The sequence below is a fragment of the Streptomyces sp. NPDC050610 genome, assembly GCF_040654875.1.
GTDB lineage: Bacteria > Actinomycetota > Actinomycetes > Streptomycetales > Streptomycetaceae > Streptomyces.
The window spans coordinates 124948-141373 of record NZ_JBFAIV010000017.1; the positions used below are offsets into that span (position 1 = coordinate 124948).

Here is a 16426-nt window from a genome sequence, read left to right on the forward strand (position 1 = left end):
GGGCGCCGGGACGCCCTGCGGACGCGAGGAGAGGACGAGTCATGGCCGCGGAACCCGTCATCGTCGAAGCCGTACGCACCCCCATCGGCAAGCGCGGGGGCGCGCTCGCCAACCTCCACCCCGCCTATCTGCTGGGCGAGACGTACCGCGAACTCCTGGCCCGTACGGGCATTCAGCCGGACTGCGTCGAGCAGATCGTCGGCGGCACGGTCACGCACGCGGGCGAGCAGTCCATGAACCCGGCGCGCAACGCCTGGCTCGCGATGGGACTGCCGTACGAGACGGCCGCCACCACCGTCGACTGCCAGTGCGGCTCGTCCCAGCAGGCCAACCACATGGTCGCCAACATGATCGCGGGCGGTGTCATCGACATCGGCATCGGCTGCGGCGTGGAGGCCATGTCGCGGGTGCCGCTGGGCAGCGGGTCCAAGCACGGGCCGGGCAAGCCCTGGCCGGACGAGTGGAATGTGGACCTCCCCAACCAGTTCCAGGCCGCCGAGCGGATCGCCAAGCGGCGCGGGCTGACCCGTGAGGACGTCGACGGGCTCGGTCTCGCCTCGCAGCGGCGCGCCGCCGAGGCCTGGGCCGAGGAGCGGTTCAAGCGCGAGACCTTCGCGGTCCAGGTGCCCACCACCGAGGAGGAGCAGACGGCCGGGCAAGGCATGTGGCGGCTCGTCGACCGGGACGAGGGGCTGCGCGATACGAGCATGGAGGCGCTCGGCGGCCTCAAGCCCGTCATGCCGACCGCCGTGCACACGGCCGGGAACTCCTCGCAGATCTCGGACGGCGCGTGCGCCGTGATGTGGGCGTCCAAGCGGATGGCGCGGGCGCTGCGGCTGCGGCCCCGCGCCCGTATCGTCGCCCAGGCGCTCGTCGGCTCCGACCCGCACTTCCACCTCGACGGGCCCATCGACGCGACGCGCGCGGTGCTCGGCAAGGCCGGGATGGCGCTGAAGGACATCGACCTCGTGGAGATCAACGAGGCTTTCGCTTCAGTGGTGTTGTCCTGGGGGCGCGTCTTCGAGCAGGACATGGCGAAGGTGAACGTGAACGGCGGCGCGATAGCGCTGGGCCATCCGGTCGGGGCCACCGGGGCGCGGCTGATCACCACCGCGCTGCATGAACTGGAGCGCAGGGACAAGGAGTTCGCGCTGATCACGATGTGCGCGGGCGGCGCGCTGGCGACCGGGACGATCATTCAGCGGCTGTGAGACGGCGCCGCGCCCGCCCCCCCCGTATGGCCTTCGCGTGGCATCCGCACGGCCTGAGGGGCCGACGTCGGCGACGTCGGCCCCTCAGGGGTGCTGTTGGGTCCGTCCGGCTCAGTACCAGTTGTGGGACTGCCAGAAGGACCAGGCGGCGCACGGGCTGCCGTACGTGGAGTTCATGTACTCCAGACCCCACTTGACCTGGGTCTCCGGGTTGGTCTTGTAGTCCGCGCCGGCCGAGGCCATCTTCGAGGCGGGCAGGGCCTGTACGAGGCCGTAGGCGCCGCTGGCCGCGTTGGTCGCGGTGGGGTTCCAGCCGCTCTCGTGCTCGACGATGTTGCTGAAGCACTGGTACTGCGCGGCGTCCGGGATCAGCTTGTGCGCGGCGGCCTGCGGGCTGCCGGTGGCGGTGGCGCTCACCGGGGCCTTGGGGGCCGCCGGGGCCGCGGCCTGGGCCGGGACGGAGGCGAGGGCGACGCCGGCCGCGCCCAGTGCCACGGTGGCGGCGGCAGCGGCGGTCTTGGTGCGGGGGGTGAAGCGGCTGATGGTGCGGGACGTCACGGGGAAAAGCCTTCCGTCGGGGGCAGGGGGGAAGTGCGATGTGCGTAACCGGACCGTCCTGCGTTCCGGCGACTCCACCGACAGTGCATCCGACGGGAAATGTCCGCAATGCCCCCTCTTACTAGTGGAACTCGCACGCCGGGCGGAAGGTCCCGGCCTGCGGGAGCACCCATATCTCCGCAGGTGAGAGCCGGTTTTTCGGAGGCCGCGACGGAGGCCGCGACATTACGAGGCGCGGTCGTAGGTGACGAAGGTCCTTGTGCGGGGCCTCACATTTCGGCCGCCGTGCGGCCCGGGTGCGTAATACTCGTCGCATGCCTTCAGTGATTACCGGCGGGGCGCGACGAGCGGCCGGAGTGACGGTGCGCCGGGCCACCGCCAAGGACGCGAAGCGGCTCACCGGGCTCGTACGGAAATCCAGCGCGTACCAGGGCCAGTACGCGGCCATGGTCGCCGGATACACCGTGGGCCCCGACTACATCGAGTCCCACCGCGTCTTCCTGGCCGTCGAGGGGGCGGGAGCGGACGGCGCGGGCGTGGACGGTACGGGCGGGGGGCCGGGCCCCGGCGGTACGGGCGCCGTGCTCGGCTTCTACGCGCTGGTCGTCGAGCCGCCGGAGCTGGACCTGATGTTCGTGTCCGACGCGGCCCAGGGGCTCGGCATCGGCCGGCTCCTCGTCCGGCACATGACCGCCGAGGCGCGCGCCGCCGGGCTGGAGAGCGTCCGCGTGGTCTCGCACCCGCCCGCCGAGGGCTTCTACCGCAGCGTGGGCGCGCGGCCGGTCGGCGTGATCCCCGCCAATCCGCCCGCGGTGCTGTGGGACCGGCCGGAGCTGGTCTTCCCCATCGGCCCCGTTGTCGCCTCTGACGCCACCGATCCCACCAGCTCGCCGGAGGGCTGACCCGCTCGGCGGGAGGGGTGCGGCCGTCACTCGGCCGTTGCCGCTGCCTCCGTCGCTGTCCGACAGGTGCTGGCCAAGGCTGGTGAGTGGTCGCTAGGCCCGGCTAGCTTCCCCGCATGGGGACCATCAAGACGCAGTTCAACGTCCGGCTGTCGCAGGAGGCCGCCGAGGCGGCCCGGCACGCGGCCACGGACGAGCGAATCAGCCTCAACGAGTACATCGAGCGGCTGATCAACGCCGACACCGACACCAAGCGCGCCGCGTCGCGGCGGGCCGCCGGGCGCTTCATCGCGGAGTGGGGAGAGTTCATCGAGGCCGAGGCGGCACGAGTGGACGGCGGGGCGCGGCGTGCCGTCTCGGGCTGACGGCATCAGGGCGGCTGCGGGTGCGGGTGCGGGCGCGAGTGCCGACGCGGGTGCCGGTGCGGGTACCGGCCCGGCCGCCCAGGGCCCGGCCGCCCCGGGCCCGTACGCCCGTACCAACGGGCATCAGCGCCAGGGGCCCGACATCGATCTCGCCTGGGTGCTGGAGACCGCCGAGGACGCCGGTGCGTACGGCCGGGGCCGGGCCCCCGCGGACTTCGGCGTGGGCATCGCCGCCGTGGAGCGGCACCGGGCCGGGCTGCTGGGCCGCCCCGTCTACGACAGCGTCCACGAGCGCGCCGCCGCCCTCGCGCACGCGCTCAGCCTGGACTGGCTGGAGCGCGCCAACACCACCGTCGCCGCCGCCTGCGCCGTGCGCTACCTCAGCGAGTCGGGGCCCGTACGGACGCCCGGCCGGGCCGCGGTCGCCGAGCTGGCCCGCGAGCTGCGCAACCCCGCGCGCACGGTACGGACCATCGCCGCCGTACTGCGCCGCTGGCAGGAGCCCGAACGACGCCCGCGCAATTGGAACTGAGCGTTCCCCGGGAGCCCAAGGCGCGGAGCGCCGTCCGCGGGCCCGCCGTGGCTGGTCGCGCAGGTTCCCCGCGCCCCTCGGGGCGCTGCCTAGCGCGGCCCCGCCTCAGGCCCGGCGAACTCCACCGGCGCGTCGAAGGCCGCCTTCCGCGTCGCCCTGCGCAGCGCCTTCAGCACCGTCGGCCCGAGCGCCAGCGTCAACGTGATCGTGACGACCGCGCGGGGCAGGTCCCAGCCGAGGGATGTGGCGAGGCAGTACGCGATGAAGCGGGCCAGGTTGTCGGGGAGCGGGTCGCCCGGGACGAAGGAGACGCCCGAGGTCAGCCCGCCGATGTAGGGCCAGCCCTGGAGGTTCATGATCGTGCCGTAGAGCAGCGAGGCGACGGCCCCGTACGCCGCCAGCATCGCCAGTTCGCGCCGGCCGCGCAGCCGGTCGGGGCCCGGCAGCAGCCCCGCGCCCATCGACACCCACCCCATCGACAGCATCTGGAACGGCATCCACGGGCCCACCCCGCCCGTCAGCAGCGCGGACGCGAACATCGACACCGCGCCCAGCACGAAGCCGAAGCCGGGGCCGAGCACCCGGCCGGACAGCACCATCAGGAAGAACATCGGCTCGATGCCGGCCGTGCCCGCGCCCAGCGGCCGCAGGGCCGCGCCCGCCGCCGCCAGGACGCCGAGCATCGCGATGGCCTTGGCGTCCAGGCCGGTGTCGGCGATCGTCGCCACGACGACCGCCAGCAGCAGGGGCAGCAGGGCGGCGAACAGCCAGGGCGCGTCCTTGGAGTGCGCGAGGCCGGAGGCGGAGTCGGCGAGCAGCGGCCAACCGAAGGCGGCCACGCCGATCGCGGAGATCAGGGCGAGGGCGGCCACGGAGCGGGGGCCGAGGCGAATCGCCCTCGCCTGCCGGTCGGCCGTCGCTGTCGGCTCAGTCGGCCCGGCCGCGTCGGGGGTGCGCAGCGCGGTCACGCGGTCGGCTCCAGTACGGCGCGTACCTGCGGGACCGTCAGCCAGGGCAGCGGCGCGAGGACCTTCGAGACCTGCGGGGCGAAGGCGGGGGACGAGACGACGACCTCGGCCGTCGGACCGTCCGCGACGATCTCCCCGTCGGCGAGGATCACCACCCGGTGGGCCAGCTCGGCGGCCAGCTCCACATCATGGGTGGCCAGCACGATCGCGTGGCCGTCCGCCGCCAGGGCCCGCAGGATCTCCACGAGCCGGGCCTTGGCCGCGTAGTCGAGGCCGCGCGTCGGCTCGTCGAGGAGGATCAGCGGCGGGCGGGCCGTCAGCACGATCGCCAGCGCGAGCGCGAGCCGCTGCCCCTCGGACAGATCGCGCGGATGCGTGGAGTCCGGTACGTCCGGCAGCAGCTCGCCGACCAGCGCCCGGCAGGCGCCGGGGGCCGCGCCCGCGTCGTGGTCGGCGGCCTCGCACTCGGCGCGGACGGTGTCCGCGTACAGCAGGTCGCGGGGCTCCTGCGGGACGAGTCCGACGTGGCGCAGCAGGTCGCGCGGGCCGGTGCGGTGCGGTACGAGCCCGCCGACGCGCGCGGTGCCGTTCGCCGGCTCGTGCATGCCGACGAGGGTGCGCAGCAGGGTGGACTTGCCCGCGCCGTTGCGGCCCATCAGCGCGATGGCCTCCCCGGCCCGCACGGTCAGCCCGACGCCGCTGAGCGCCTCGACGCGGCCCCGGCGCACCGCGAGCCCGGTGACGGCGGCGGGCGGCGCGTCGGCCCTCTTCTCCTCGACCGCCTTGCGGAACAGGCGCGGGCGGCGCGCCGCCCCACTCCGAGGGCCCTGGCGGTCCGCCCCGGCGCCGGCCGGGGGCGCGGGCGGAGTGAGGCCGGCCAGCCGCTCGCGCAGCGGCCCGGCCTTGCGGCGGGCGTCCCGTACGGACAGCGGCAGCGGTGACCAGCCCGCGAGGCGGCCGAGGTCGACCACGGGCGGGCGGACCGGGGAGCGGGCCATGACCTCGGCCGGGTCGCCGACGACGGGCGCCGCGCCGGGGGAGGGGAGCAGGATCACCTGGTCCGCGTACTGCACGACCCGCTCCAGCCGGTGCTCGGCCAGCAGGACCGTGGTGCCCAGGTCGTGGACGAGCCGCTGGAGGACCGCGAGGACCTCCTCGGCGGCGGCCGGGTCGAGCGCGGACGTCGGCTCGTCGAGCACCAGCACCTTGGGGTGGGTGGTGAGCACCGAGCCGATGGCGACGCGCTGCTGCTGGCCGCCGGAGAGGGCGGTGATGGGCCGGTCGCGCAGCTCGGCGAGGCCGAGCAGGTCGAGGGTCTCCTCGACGCGGCGGCGCATCACGTCGGGAGCGAGCCCCAGCGACTCCATGCCGTAGGCCAGCTCGTCCTCGACGGTGTCGGTGACGAAGTGGGAGAGCGGGTCCTGGCCGACCGTGCCGACGACGTCGGCGAGCTCGCGCGGCTTGTGGGTGCGGGTGTCGCGGCCCGCGACGGTGACGCGGCCGCGCAGCGTGCCGCCGGTGAAGTGCGGTACGAGCCCGCTCACCGCGCCCAGCATCGTCGACTTGCCGACACCGGACGGCCCGACCAGCAGCACCAGCTCCCCTTCGGGAACGGCCAGGTCCACGCCGTGGATCGCGGGCGCCGTCGCGTTGTCGTACGTGACCGACACCTGCTCGAAGCGGATCGCCGCGCTCACTGTCCGGCCTCCTTCGCATACGGGTACGGGCCGGGTTCGCCGCCCGGAGGGTGCGGAGCGGACGGTGTACGGCGGCTCGTGCGGGCGGGTGCCGAGCCCTCGGGATCGTCCGACGGGCGGGGATCGTCGGACGGCCGTGGATCGTCCGCCGGGTGCGGATCGTCCGACGGTCGCGGATCGCCGGACGGTCGCGGATCGCCGGACGGTCGCGGATCGTCCGACGGTCGCGGATCGTCCGACGGCCCCGGATCGCCGGACAAGCGCGGATCGTCCGACGGCCGCGGCCCGCGCGGCGGCACCGGTGCGACGAACGCGGGCAGCAGCCCCAGCAGCACCGAGGCCGCGGGCCACAGCGGCAGGTCCGGCGCGGTCAGCGGCACGGCCGGGGGGTGCAGCGGCTGCGCCGCGTAGGAACCGGCCCAGATCATCAGCCCCGCCACCGCCACCCCCGAACCCGCCACCAGCCACGCCCGCGCGCCCCACCGGTCGGGGCGGTAGCGGGTACGGACCGAGCGCTGCCCGCCCAGCCACAGGCCGCCCATGGCGGCGGCGAGACCGGCCAGCAGCACCGGCAGCCCGTACCCCGCGCCCTGCGCGGCCAGCAGCCCGTACGTACCGGCGCACACCCCGAGCAGCCCGCCCAGCGTCAGAGCGGTCGTGGTGTGCCGCACAGCGGACGGCACCTGGGCGGTACGGCCGTAGCCGCGCGCGTCCATGGCCGCCGCCAGCGCCACCGAACGCTCCAGCGCGCCCTCCAGCACCGGCAGCCCGACCTGGAGCAGCGCCTTGGCGCCGCGGTCGGGACGGCCGCGCAGCCGGCGCGCGGCGCGCAGCCGCGCCACGTCCGCGACGAGGTTCGGCGCGAACGTCATGGCGACGACGATCGCGACGCCCGCCTCGTACAGCGCGCCCGGCAGGGACTTCAGCAGCCGCGCCGGGTTCGCGAGCGCGTTCGCCGCGCCGACGCAGATCAGCAGGGCGGCGAGCTTGAGCCCGTCGTACAGCGCGAAGACCAGCCCCTCCGCCGTCACCCGGCCGCCGATCCGCACCCCGCGCGCCCAGTCCGGCAGCGGCACCTCGGGGAGGGTGAAGAGCGTGTGCGTACCGGGGATCGGGGAGCCGAGCACGACGGCGAAGACCAGGCGGATCGCCAGCACCAGCAGCCCCAGCTTGAGGAACGCCCCGTACGAACGCGCCCACGGCGCGTCCGTACGCCGCGCCGCCACCACATACCCCGCGACCCCGACCAGCAGGCACAGCAGCAGCGGATTCGTGGTCCGCGAAGCGGCCGTGGCCAGCCCGAGCGCCCACAGCCACCACGCGCCGGGGTGCAGGGCGCTGCTCCGGGAGGTCAGAGGAGCACGGGCGCGGCCCATGACCGGCCCGTTCCGCTGGTCCGCCGTCGTACGGGCGCGGGGGCGCCGCGCTTGGTGGTCGTTCATCCGCGGCGGCGGCGTGCCTGCCACCAGGCGGCGGCGCCGAGGGCGACGACGGCGGCGATGCCGCCGATCAGCCCGGCGGACGGGCCGCCCCCGCCATCGTCCTTGTCCGCCTTGTCTGTGGCCTCGGCCTTGTCCGACCCGCTCGGCGCGGGGGTCTTCTTCCCGCCGTCGGCGACCTGCTCGCCGCAGCCCGACTTCGGGTAGCCGTCGATGGCGCACAGCAGCGCCGCCGAGTTGTAGCGCAGCGGCTTCGCGACCGCCGCCAGGGCCTCGCTCGCGCTGGCGTCCGTACCGACGCGCGCGCAGGCCGTACGGGCCGGGGGCGGCGTACGCCCGTCCGGCGCGTCGGCGGCGGTGCCGAAGTCGACGACGAGCGCGACGCGCTTGCTGCCGCCCTTGGCCGGGGTGTCCGCGCAGATCGCGCCGAAGCCCGCGGCCCCGCGCGGCTTCGCCGCCTGCGAGGAGTCCTGGCTGACGGCGAACCGGAAGCCGAGGGTGTCGCCGTCGTCGGGCCGCGCCACAGAGGGCCCCTGTGTGGCGTACGTCCACTCTTGGCCGGAACGCTCCCAGAAGGACCAGTAGCGGTAGCCGTCCGCGTGCGCGGGCGCGGCGCCCAGGACGGCGAGCGCCCCGGCGAGCAGCGCCGCGCCGAACGCCCGGCGCAGGCCGCCCGTCACCGCTTCGGGTTCTTCTTGCGGCCGCTGATCAGGAAGCCGACGCCGATGCCCGCCACCAGGCAGACGCCCACGAACCACCAGACGCCGAACCCGCTGTCGTCCTTCTTCTTCTCGTCCTTCGCGTCCTTCTTCGACGAGTCCGCCGCCTCCGGCTTCGGGCCCGTCGCGTTCAGCTGCTGTACGAGGTCGCCGCCGACGGTGCGCGGGTCGGTCCCGGACGCCTTGGCCGCGAGGATCAGCTTCGCGAGCTTGCCGGGGTCGCCCTTGGCCCAGGCGGCGGCGCCGTTCTTGTCGTCCCGCAGCCACCCCATGGCCTTCCCCGCGGCGTCGGTGTGGCCGCCCGCCGCGAGGGCGGTGACGGCGTCGGCCGTGGCCCCGAAGTCGGGCTTGTCGGACTTGGGGTCCATGGCGGAGGCCAGGTGCTGCCCGTTGCCCGCGAGTTTCGCCGCCAGGTAGGCGGACCCGGCGTCGGCCGCCGCGGAGGCGTTCTCCGCCTTGCCCTTGCCGTTGCCATCGGTGCAGGCGAGCGGCTTCGGGGCCTTGTCCCCACCACTCGGGTGCTCCACCAGATACCCCTTGCCCGATGCGGCCAGCGTCGCCGCCGCGCTCGCGAGGTCGTTGGCGAGCAGCTGCCCCTTCTGCGGCAGATAGGCGAAGGCGCCGCGCTCGCCTTCCTTGGCGTCGCAGCCGAGCTGGAAGGTCAGCAGCGCGTCGTACGGGCTCTTGCCGCCCTTGGCGGCGGCCTTCGCCGGGTCCTGGCCGGCCGCGGCGTACGCGCCGATGGCCGTCGCGGTGGAGCTGGCGTTGCTGGGGTTGCCGGGCTGCGCGCCCCAGCCGCCGTCCTCGTTCTGGGTGGCCTTGAGCCAGTCGAGCCCCTTCTTCACCTCCGCGCCGCGCCCGCCGACCGTCGCGAGCCCCTGCACGGCGGCGGCCGTGGCGTCGGTGAACTCGCCCTTCTTCGCGTCGCACGCTGTGCCGGTGTCGGCCCGGTACCCGGCGAAGCCGCCGTCCGCGCACTGCTGCCCGGCCAGCCAGTCCACGGCCGGCTTGGCGGGCGTGACGCCCGCCGAGTCCTGCGCGAGGAAGGCCAGCGACTGCCGGAACACGCCGTCGAACTGCGGGTTCGTCGTCCCGTACAGGCCCGGCGCCGCCGGGGGCGGCGAATCGGCGAAGGCGGCGGGGGCCGCGGCCGCGCTCAGCAGGGCGGCGGCGGCCAGAGCCGCGGCGCCGCGGCGCGCGTGGACGGCGGGGGAGGGGGCCATGGGGTCGGTGCCTCTCGGTGAATGTCGCAGCGGTGGGTGATACACAGCGTGGTACACAGCGGTGGTGGTACACAGCCGTGCACGGCCGCCCACCCGCGCACTGTCGTCCAGACCGCGCGGTGGCACCGGGCTCAGCTCCGTATACCTCGACGGTGCCGGTGGCCGGGCGCCGCCGCCAGGCGGGCGCGTCCGGTTCCGGGAGCCTGTTCGCCCCGGCGCGGGTGCTCCGGCTCGTACGGCCGTACACGCGGTACGGGCCGCACTCACGGTTGCGGGTCAGCGCCGGAGTCGCACCGGCTTTCCCCGTGGCGAGGCGGGATGAAGTTGTGCAGAACACTCTAACGGGCGGGTTCCGCGCGCTCCGCTCACGGGCCGGAGCGGACCTTCCCTTCCCCTCTCTTCACACCGCCCGGTAGGTGACCGGCTCGCTCCCCGGCACCGCCTCCGCGTGGCCGAGCTTCACCAGCCGCCGCAGGTGGGCCTCGGTCTCGGAGACGGCGATGTTGCGGGAGGAGTAGGGGATGCCGGCCCAGGGGCGGTTCCACTCCATGGCCACGGCGAGCTGCCAGGGCGTCCGGGGGGTGGCGAGGAGTTCGCGCAGGTCGGCGAGGCGGGCCCGGTGGTGTTCGAGGAGTTCGCGGACGCGGGCGGGGGCGTCGGTGAAGGGGTGCTGGTGGGCGGGGAGCACTTCGGCGGGGCCGAGGGCGGCGACGCGTTCTAGGGAGGCGAGGTAGTCGCCGAGCGGGTCGATGGCCGCGCCCGCCGGGACGACTGCCGAAGCGCTCGCCGAGGCGTCTGGCGAAATGCCCGTCGACGCGCTCACCGAAGGGCTCGCCGAAGCGCTCGCCGAAGGGCCTGCCGAAGCGTCTCCCGGAGTGCCCGCCGCCGTTCCCTTCCCGGCGGCCGGGCCCTCGTACAGGCCGATGTGCGGGGTGATGCCGGGCAGCAGGTGGTCGCCGGAGAAGAGCCGGCCGTGACCGGGCCGGCCGGCGGGGTGGGCCTCTTCGAGGTGGAGGCAGACGTGGCCGGGCGTGTGGCCGGGGGTCCAGACGGCGCGCAGCCGGCGGCCGGGGAGGTCGAGGAGTTCGCCCGGTTCGATGGCCCGGTCGGGCAGTGCGGCCCGGTGTCCGGGGAGGGGGCGGGCGCGGCCTTCGGCGAGCGCGGCGGTCAGCGGGGCGAGGTGGTCGTCGGGGGCGCCCGCGGCGGCGAGCTTGTCGACGAGGTAGCCCAGCCAGTGGAGGGGGTCCGTCTCCCGGGTGCGGCGCACCACGTCCGTATCGGCGGGGTGCATGGCGATCCACGCGCCCGACGCCTCGCGGACCTGCCCGGAGAGGCCGTGGTGGTCGGGGTGGTGGTGGGTGATGAGCACGCCGCGCAGTTCGGAGACGGCCGTGCCGCACTCCGTGAGCCCTGCGGCGAGCGCGTCCCAGGAGGCGGGGTCGTCCCAGCCGGTGTCGATGAGGACGGGGCCGTCGTCGGTGTCGAGGAGGTATATGAGGGTGTGGCCGAGGGGGTTGTCCGGTATGGGGACGGGGATGGACCAGACCCCGCCTCCGTGGTCCGTGACGTGCGCCATGCGGGGTCCCCTCTCGCTGTGGCCGCCCGGTCTCGTCGCCGGGCGGGCCGTTCGTCGTCTGCCGGGCCGTATCCCACGGCGTCCCGCGTCGGATCCATTGCCCACTATAACTAGAACTGGTATCAGTTCTGATGCAGTGTCAGAACGGTTGCCGGCACCGGCGGCCGTACGGGCAGGGGCCAAGCCAACCCGCGGGAGGCTCAGACATGAGCGACCTCATCGAGCACGGACAGCTCTTCATCGGCGGCGAGTTGACCGATCCGGCAGGCCGGGACGCCATCGAGGTCGTCTCGCCGCACACGGAACAGGTCATCGGCCGGGTGCCGCACGCCTCGCGCGCGGACGTCGACAAGGCGGTCGCCGCCGCCCGCGCCTCCTTCGACTCCGGCGTCTGGGCGAGCCGCACCCTGGACGAGCGGATCGAGGTCGTCACCCGCATCAAGGACGCCATAGCCGCGCGCCACGAGGAGATCGCCCGGCTCATCTCGGCCCAGAACGGCTCCCCTTCCTCCTGGAGCGTTCTCGCGCAGGCGCTCGGCGCGATGATGGTCTGGGACTGCGCGATCACCGTCGCGCGCGACTTCCCGTACGAGGAGCGGCGGGCCGGAGTGCTCGGGCCGCTGCTGGTGCGGCGTGAGCCGGTGGGCGTGGTCGCGGCCGTGGTGCCGTGGAACGTACCGCAGTTCGTGGCCGCCGCGAAGCTCGCGCCCGCCCTGCTCGCCGGCTGCTCGGTGGTGCTCAAGCCGTCGCCGGAGACGCCGCTGGACGCGTATCTGCTGGCCGAGATCACGGCCGAGGCGGGGCTGCCGCGCGGGGTGCTGTCCGTCCTGCCGGCCGACCGGGAGGTCAGCGAGTACCTGGTCGGGCACCCCGGCGTCGACAAGGTGTCCTTCACCGGGTCGGTCGAGGCGGGCCGGCGCGTCATGGAGGTGGCCGCCCGGAACCTGACCCGCGTCACCCTGGAACTGGGCGGCAAGTCGGCCGCCGTCATCCTGCCGGACGCCGACCTGGAGGCGGCCGTCGCCGGGATCGTGCCCAGCGCCTGGATGAACAACGGGCAGGCGTGCGTGGCCCAGACCCGGGTGCTCGCGCCCCGCGCCCGCTACGACGAGATCGCGGAGCGGCTCGCCGCCGCCGCGGGCGCGCTCGTGGTGGGCGACCCGCTCGACGCCGCCACCGAGATCGGCCCGCTGGTCGCGCGGCGGCAGCGGCAGCGGTCCCTGGACTACATCGCCATCGGGCAGCGGGAGGGGGCCAAACTCCTCACCGGCGGCGGACGCCCGGCGGACCAGGAGACGGGCTGGTACGTGGAGCCGACGCTCTTCGGCGACGTCTCCAACTCCATGCGGATCGCCCGTGAGGAGATCTTCGGCCCGGTCGTCTGCCTGATCCCGTACGAGGGGGAGGAGGAGGCGGTACGGATCGCCAACGACTCCGACTACGGCCTGTCCGGCAGCGTCTGGACCGCCGACGTCGAGCGCGGCATCGACGTCGCGCGCCGGGTGCGCACCGGCACGTACTGCGTGAACACCTTCAGCCTCGACATGCTCGGACCGTTCGGCGGCTACAAGAACTCCGGCCTGGGCCGGGAGTTCGGGCCCGAGGGGTTCTCGGAGTATCTGGAGCACAAGATGATCCACCTGCCCGCGGGCTACGGGGACAGCTGATGGGCGACTGCCGGCACATCGAGGGGGACGGTTGATGGGCGACGGCCGGCACGTCGAGGGAGGCGGCTGATGGGCGACCGTCGGCACGTCGAGGGAGGTGGCTGATGAGGGACCGTCGGCACATCGAGGGAGACAGCTGATGGGCGACCGCCCGTACGTCGAGGGAGACAGCTGATGAGCGACCGCTGGCACGTCGAGGTGGACCGGGGCGTGTGCATCGGCTCCGGCATGTGCGCGAGCACCGCGCCCGAGGGCTTCCGGCTCGACGAGGCCCGCCAGTCGCACCCGGTGGCCGCCGAACGGGACGCCTCGGAATCCGTGCTCGCCGCGGCCGAGGGCTGTCCCGTCGAGGCCATCTCCATCACGGTGCTCGCGAGCGGAGAGGCGGTATTTCCACCCGAGGAATAGGGAACGCGCTCACCTACTAGCGCGTAATAGCGGTTACTTGTGAGTTCCGCACGGCCGCTTCATGACAACCGTGACTGTCCGTCCCCCCGGCGGCGTGGAAATCTCGATGCAACGTCGTCGAGGGGGGTCCGGTGGACAAGCGGTACGAGGTCTTCTGCCTTGCCGACAAGTACTTCTACGAGACCCCGGACCGACTCTCCGCCGCGGCCCCTGGAACCGGTGGTTCCGGCCCGCTTTACGAGGCCGCCCAGCGCGCCGTCCCCGAAGGATGGCGGTCCTTCCTCTCCGGGGACTGGCTCCATGTCAGCCCCGTGACCCCGGAGGGGAAATCCCTTCCGGGAAGGCCCCAGCAGGGGTGGAAGGTCCATGTCTCCGCGTGTCTGGAGAACGCCGAGAAGACCGCCGCGAAGGTGTGGGACTACTGCGTTCCGCGGGCCATTCCCTTCAAGTTCGTCCCCGGCCCGCGCCCGCTCCACTTGCGGAACTCCAAGTACGCGCCGCGCGGATCGAGCGGGAAATTCGTCACCATCTACCCGGCCGACGACCGGCAATTCCACCTCATTCTCGAAGAGCTGGGCGCGCTGCTGGCCGGCGAACCCGGCCCGTACATCCTCTCCGACCTGCGCTGGAACGAAGGCCCGCTGTACGTCAGATACGGCGGCTTCGCACCCCGCTACTGTCTCGACGCCGCCGGCTCCCTCGTCTCGGCCATCGAGGACGCCGACGGCCAGCTGATCCCGGACCGCCGGGACCCGGCCTTCCACGTCCCGGACTGGGTGACGCTGCCCGCCTTCCTGGAACCGCAGCTCGCCGCCCGCAACGCCACGACCACCACCGAACTGCCGTACCGCATCGAGCGGGCCCTGCACTTCTCCAACGGCGGCGGCGTCTACGCGGGGCAGTCCACCCGGACCGGCGCGAAGGTCGTCCTCAAGGAAGCCCGGCCGCACGCGGGACTCGCCGCCGACCGGGCCGACGCCGTCACCCGCCTGGAGCGCGAGAAGACGGCCCTGGAGCGGCTGACCGGCCTCGGCGTGGCCCCCGAGGTGCGGGACTGGTTCACCCTCGGCGACCACCGCTTCCTGGTGATGGACTACCTGGAGGGCACCACCCTCAACTCGTTCTACGCGCGGCGGCACCCTCTGATCGGCGCCGCCCCGGACCCCGCCGCCGTCGCCGACTACACCCGCTGGGCGCTGCGCGTCCACGGCGCGGTACGAGCGGCCGTCGCCGCCGTGCACAGCCGCGACGTGGTCTTCAACGACCTGCACATGTTCAACATCATGGTCGCGCCCGACGAGGAGTCCGTGATGCTCCTCGACTTCGAGACGGCCGCGCACGTCGACGAGAACCACCGGCAGGCCGTCGCCCACCCCGGCTTCATCGCCCCCGCCGACCGCCGGGGCTTCGACGTCGACCGCTACGCGCTCGCGTGTCTGGGCCTCGCGCTGTTCCTGCCGATGACCACGCTGCTGGTGATGGACCGGGACAAGGCGGCACACCTCGCCGCCGTCGCCGCCGACGAATTCCCCGATGTGCCCCAGGAGTTCTGGGACGACGCGGTACGGGAGATCGCGCGCGTCACGGGAGCGCCGGAGGGGGCGGCTACGGCGGTCACGGCTGCTGAGCCGGTCACTGAGGGGCGGCCGTACCGCCTGCTGGACGAGGTCTCCACGGCCTCCACGAGCCCGTCAGCCGGGTCGGCCGGCTCGGCCTCCACGAGCCCGTCAGCCGGGTCGGCCTCCACGGCTCCCTCGGCCTCCGCCGAGCGGTACCTGCCCGTCGAGCCCGCGGAGTGGCCGCTCAGCCGTGACTCCATGGTCCGCGCCATCCTCGCGTCGGCCACCCCCGAGCGCGACGACCGGCTCTTCCCGGGCGACATCTCCCAGTTCGAGACCGGCGGCGGCCTCGGCCTCGCGTACGGCGCGGCCGGGGTGCTGTACGCGCTCGGCGAGGTGGGCGCGGCCCGTTACGAGCAGGGCGAGCAGTGGCTGCTGCGCCAGGCCGGCGACCCGCCGCGCGGCGCGCCGCTCGGGCTCTACGACGGCCTGCTCGGCGCCGGGTACGTACTCGACCGGCTCGGCCACCCCGAGCCCGCGCTGGACCTGGTCGAACAGGTGCTCAGCGAGAAGTGGCAGCGGCTGTCCCCCGACCTGAACAGCGGACTCGCCGGGCTGGGCCTCACGCTCGACCACCTGGCGGCGACCACGGGCGAGTCCGCCCTGCGCGGCCGGGCCCTGGAGGTCGCCGAGCTCACCGCCGCCCGGCTGGCCCGGGTCCGGGAGGCCGGGAAGCGGACCCGCGCCGGACTGCTGCACGGGGCGAGCGGACCGGCCCTGCTCTTCCTGCGGCTGTACGAGCGTACGGGCGACGCGGCCCTGCTGGACCTCGCGGCCGACGCCCTGCGGCAGGACCTCGCGGTGTGCGTTCGCAACGACCGCGGCACCCTGGTCGTCGACGAGGGCTGGCGCACCCTGCCGTATCTGGGCGAGGGCAGCATCGGCATCGGGGCGGTGCTCGACGACTTCGCGGCGCACCGGACCGACGAGGAGTTCGAGTCGGCGCGGTCCGGCATCCTGCCCGCCGCGAAGTCGCGCTTCTACGCGCAGCCCGGCCTCTTCCGGGGCCGCGGCGGATCGATCCTCCACCTCAGCCGTACGACCGTACCCGGCGCCGCCGGCGGCCTCGCCGCCCAACTGGCCGCCCTCGCCTGGTACGCGGTCCCCTACCAGGGCCATCTCGCCTTCCCCGGCGACCAGATGATGCGCCTGTCGATGGATCTGGCGACCGGCACCGCGGGCTGTCTGCTCGCCCTGGGCGCCGCGCTGCACACCGAGCCCGTAGGGCTCCCCTTCCTCCCGCCGCCCCGGCGGGACCACGAACCGGCCCCGGAGACGGGTCCGTAGCAAGACAGTTCAGTCCCCACTGTGAAAGGAACCACCATGGCCCTTCTCGACCTGCAGACGATGGAAACCGAATTCGGCGGGCACGGCGGTGGCGGCGGCAGCGAGGCCAGCCTCCTGCTGTGCTGGAGCGAAGCGAGCATCGTTCTGTGTCTCTGAGCGTCTGAGTATCCGAGTCTCTGACAACGAGTCTCTGACAACCCTGATGACACGTCACGCATGACGCTTCATCGGTTGTAGGGCGGCCCCGGGCAGCAC

Annotated in this window: 15 protein-coding genes and 1 riboswitch; of the genes, 8 read left to right on the plus strand and 7 right to left on the minus strand. The window is 74.0% G+C overall.

Going from position 1 to position 16426, the window contains the following annotated elements; all coding sequences use genetic code 11:
• Positions 1 to 41: 41 nt before the first annotated feature.
• Positions 42 to 1211 carry a steroid 3-ketoacyl-CoA thiolase gene (locus tag AB0I22_RS21960; protein ID WP_363132522.1) on the plus strand — a complete coding sequence of 390 codons (1170 nt, stop codon included), beginning with the start codon at positions 42 to 44 and terminating at the stop codon, positions 1209 to 1211.
• A 111-nt stretch (positions 1212 to 1322) separates the two neighbouring features.
• Here AB0I22_RS21960 and AB0I22_RS21965 read toward each other — a convergent pair whose 3' ends face one another.
• On the minus strand, positions 1323 to 1769 hold the full coding sequence (locus AB0I22_RS21965) for a transglycosylase SLT domain-containing protein (RefSeq protein ID WP_363132523.1): 447 nt from the start codon (positions 1767 to 1769) through the stop codon (positions 1323 to 1325).
• Positions 1770 to 2083: 314 nt separating this feature from the next.
• Here AB0I22_RS21965 and AB0I22_RS21970 point away from each other — a divergent pair, with 314 nt between their 5' ends.
• The 3 genes from AB0I22_RS21970 (at position 2084) to AB0I22_RS21980 (ending at position 3568) form a co-directional block, all read left to right on the plus strand.
• Positions 2084 to 2671, plus strand: a complete 588-nt coding sequence (locus tag AB0I22_RS21970; RefSeq protein WP_363132524.1) for a GNAT family N-acetyltransferase — start codon at positions 2084 to 2086, stop codon at positions 2669 to 2671.
• A 116-nt stretch (positions 2672 to 2787) separates the two neighbouring features.
• A complete protein-coding gene (locus AB0I22_RS21975) occupies positions 2788 to 3036 on the plus strand; it encodes a toxin-antitoxin system HicB family antitoxin (protein ID WP_363132525.1) in 249 nt (82 codons plus the stop codon).
• Positions 3020 to 3568: a hypothetical protein gene (locus tag AB0I22_RS21980; RefSeq protein WP_363132526.1), complete on the plus strand. Its 549-nt coding sequence runs from the start codon at positions 3020 to 3022 to the stop codon at positions 3566 to 3568. Before AB0I22_RS21975 ends, AB0I22_RS21980 begins: the two co-directional genes overlap by 17 nt.
• An 89-nt stretch (positions 3569 to 3657) precedes the next feature.
• On the opposite strand, the gene AB0I22_RS21985 is transcribed toward AB0I22_RS21980, so the two are convergent.
• The 6 genes from AB0I22_RS21985 to AB0I22_RS22010 all read right to left on the minus strand — a co-directional run bounded on the left by AB0I22_RS21985 (position 3658) and on the right by AB0I22_RS22010 (position 11190).
• Positions 3658 to 4527, minus strand: a complete 870-nt coding sequence (locus AB0I22_RS21985) for an ECF transporter S component (protein ID WP_363132590.1) — start codon at positions 4525 to 4527, stop codon at positions 3658 to 3660.
• Positions 4528 to 4532: 5 nt separating this feature from the next.
• Entirely contained in the window at positions 4533 to 6233 is a 1701-nt protein-coding gene (locus AB0I22_RS21990; protein WP_363132527.1) for an ATP-binding cassette domain-containing protein, read from the minus strand.
• Positions 6230 to 7609, minus strand: coding sequence for a CbiQ family ECF transporter T component (locus AB0I22_RS21995; RefSeq protein WP_363132591.1), 1380 nt, complete (start codon positions 7607 to 7609; stop codon positions 6230 to 6232). Before AB0I22_RS21995 ends, AB0I22_RS21990 begins: the two co-directional genes overlap by 4 nt.
• 62 nt (positions 7610 to 7671) lie before the next feature.
• Positions 7672 to 8352, minus strand: coding sequence for an SCO2322 family protein (locus tag AB0I22_RS22000; RefSeq protein ID WP_363132528.1), 681 nt, complete (start codon positions 8350 to 8352; stop codon positions 7672 to 7674).
• Positions 8349 to 9614, minus strand: coding sequence for a prenyltransferase/squalene oxidase repeat-containing protein (locus AB0I22_RS22005; protein ID WP_363132529.1), 1266 nt, complete (start codon positions 9612 to 9614; stop codon positions 8349 to 8351). The genes AB0I22_RS22000 and AB0I22_RS22005 overlap by 4 nt, the downstream gene beginning before the upstream one ends.
• A 198-nt stretch (positions 9615 to 9812) precedes the next feature.
• A riboswitch (cobalamin riboswitch) is annotated at positions 9813 to 9956 on the minus strand.
• Positions 9957 to 10014: 58 nt separating this feature from the next.
• Entirely contained in the window at positions 10015 to 11190 is a 1176-nt protein-coding gene (locus tag AB0I22_RS22010) for an MBL fold metallo-hydrolase (protein WP_363132530.1), read from the minus strand.
• Between the two features lie 206 nt (positions 11191 to 11396).
• On the opposite strand from AB0I22_RS22010, the gene AB0I22_RS22015 reads away from it, so the two are divergent.
• The 4 genes from AB0I22_RS22015 (at position 11397) to AB0I22_RS22030 (ending at position 16327) form a co-directional block, all read left to right on the plus strand.
• Complete coding sequence (locus AB0I22_RS22015; protein WP_363132531.1) at positions 11397 to 12857, plus strand: aldehyde dehydrogenase; 1461 nt, start codon at positions 11397 to 11399, stop codon at positions 12855 to 12857.
• Between the two features lie 174 nt (positions 12858 to 13031).
• Positions 13032 to 13265, plus strand: a complete 234-nt coding sequence (locus AB0I22_RS22020; RefSeq protein WP_363132532.1) for a ferredoxin — start codon at positions 13032 to 13034, stop codon at positions 13263 to 13265.
• A gap of 131 nt (positions 13266 to 13396) precedes the next feature.
• Positions 13397 to 16171, plus strand: a complete 2775-nt coding sequence (lanKC, locus tag AB0I22_RS22025) for a class III lanthionine synthetase LanKC (protein WP_363132533.1) — start codon at positions 13397 to 13399, stop codon at positions 16169 to 16171.
• 36 nt (positions 16172 to 16207) lie between these two features.
• Positions 16208 to 16327: a SapB/AmfS family lanthipeptide gene (locus AB0I22_RS22030; RefSeq protein ID WP_363132534.1), complete on the plus strand. Its 120-nt coding sequence runs from the start codon at positions 16208 to 16210 to the stop codon at positions 16325 to 16327.
• The last annotated feature ends 99 nt before the right edge of the window (positions 16328 to 16426 follow it).

Excerpts from the sequence above, each read along its gene's own strand:
- AB0I22_RS21960 (WP_363132522.1), top strand. The coding sequence starts at position 42 with ATGGCCGCGGAACCCGTCATCGTCGAAGCCGTACGCACCCCCATCGGC.
- AB0I22_RS21970 (WP_363132524.1), top strand. The coding sequence starts at position 2,084 with ATGCCTTCAGTGATTACCGGCGGGGCGCGACGAGCGGCCGGAGTGACG.
- AB0I22_RS21975 (WP_363132525.1), top strand. The coding sequence starts at position 2,788 with ATGGGGACCATCAAGACGCAGTTCAACGTCCGGCTGTCGCAGGAGGCC.
- AB0I22_RS21995 (WP_363132591.1), bottom strand. The coding sequence starts at position 7,609 with ATGGGCCGCGCCCGTGCTCCTCTGACCTCCCGGAGCAGCGCCCTGCAC.
- AB0I22_RS22005 (WP_363132529.1), bottom strand. The coding sequence starts at position 9,614 with ATGGCCCCCTCCCCCGCCGTCCACGCGCGCCGCGGCGCCGCGGCTCTG.
- AB0I22_RS22010 (WP_363132530.1), bottom strand. The coding sequence starts at position 11,190 with ATGGCGCACGTCACGGACCACGGAGGCGGGGTCTGGTCCATCCCCGTC.
- AB0I22_RS22015 (WP_363132531.1), top strand. The coding sequence starts at position 11,397 with ATGAGCGACCTCATCGAGCACGGACAGCTCTTCATCGGCGGCGAGTTG.
- AB0I22_RS22020 (WP_363132532.1), top strand. The coding sequence starts at position 13,032 with ATGAGCGACCGCTGGCACGTCGAGGTGGACCGGGGCGTGTGCATCGGC.
- AB0I22_RS22030 (WP_363132534.1), top strand. The coding sequence starts at position 16,208 with ATGGCCCTTCTCGACCTGCAGACGATGGAAACCGAATTCGGCGGGCAC.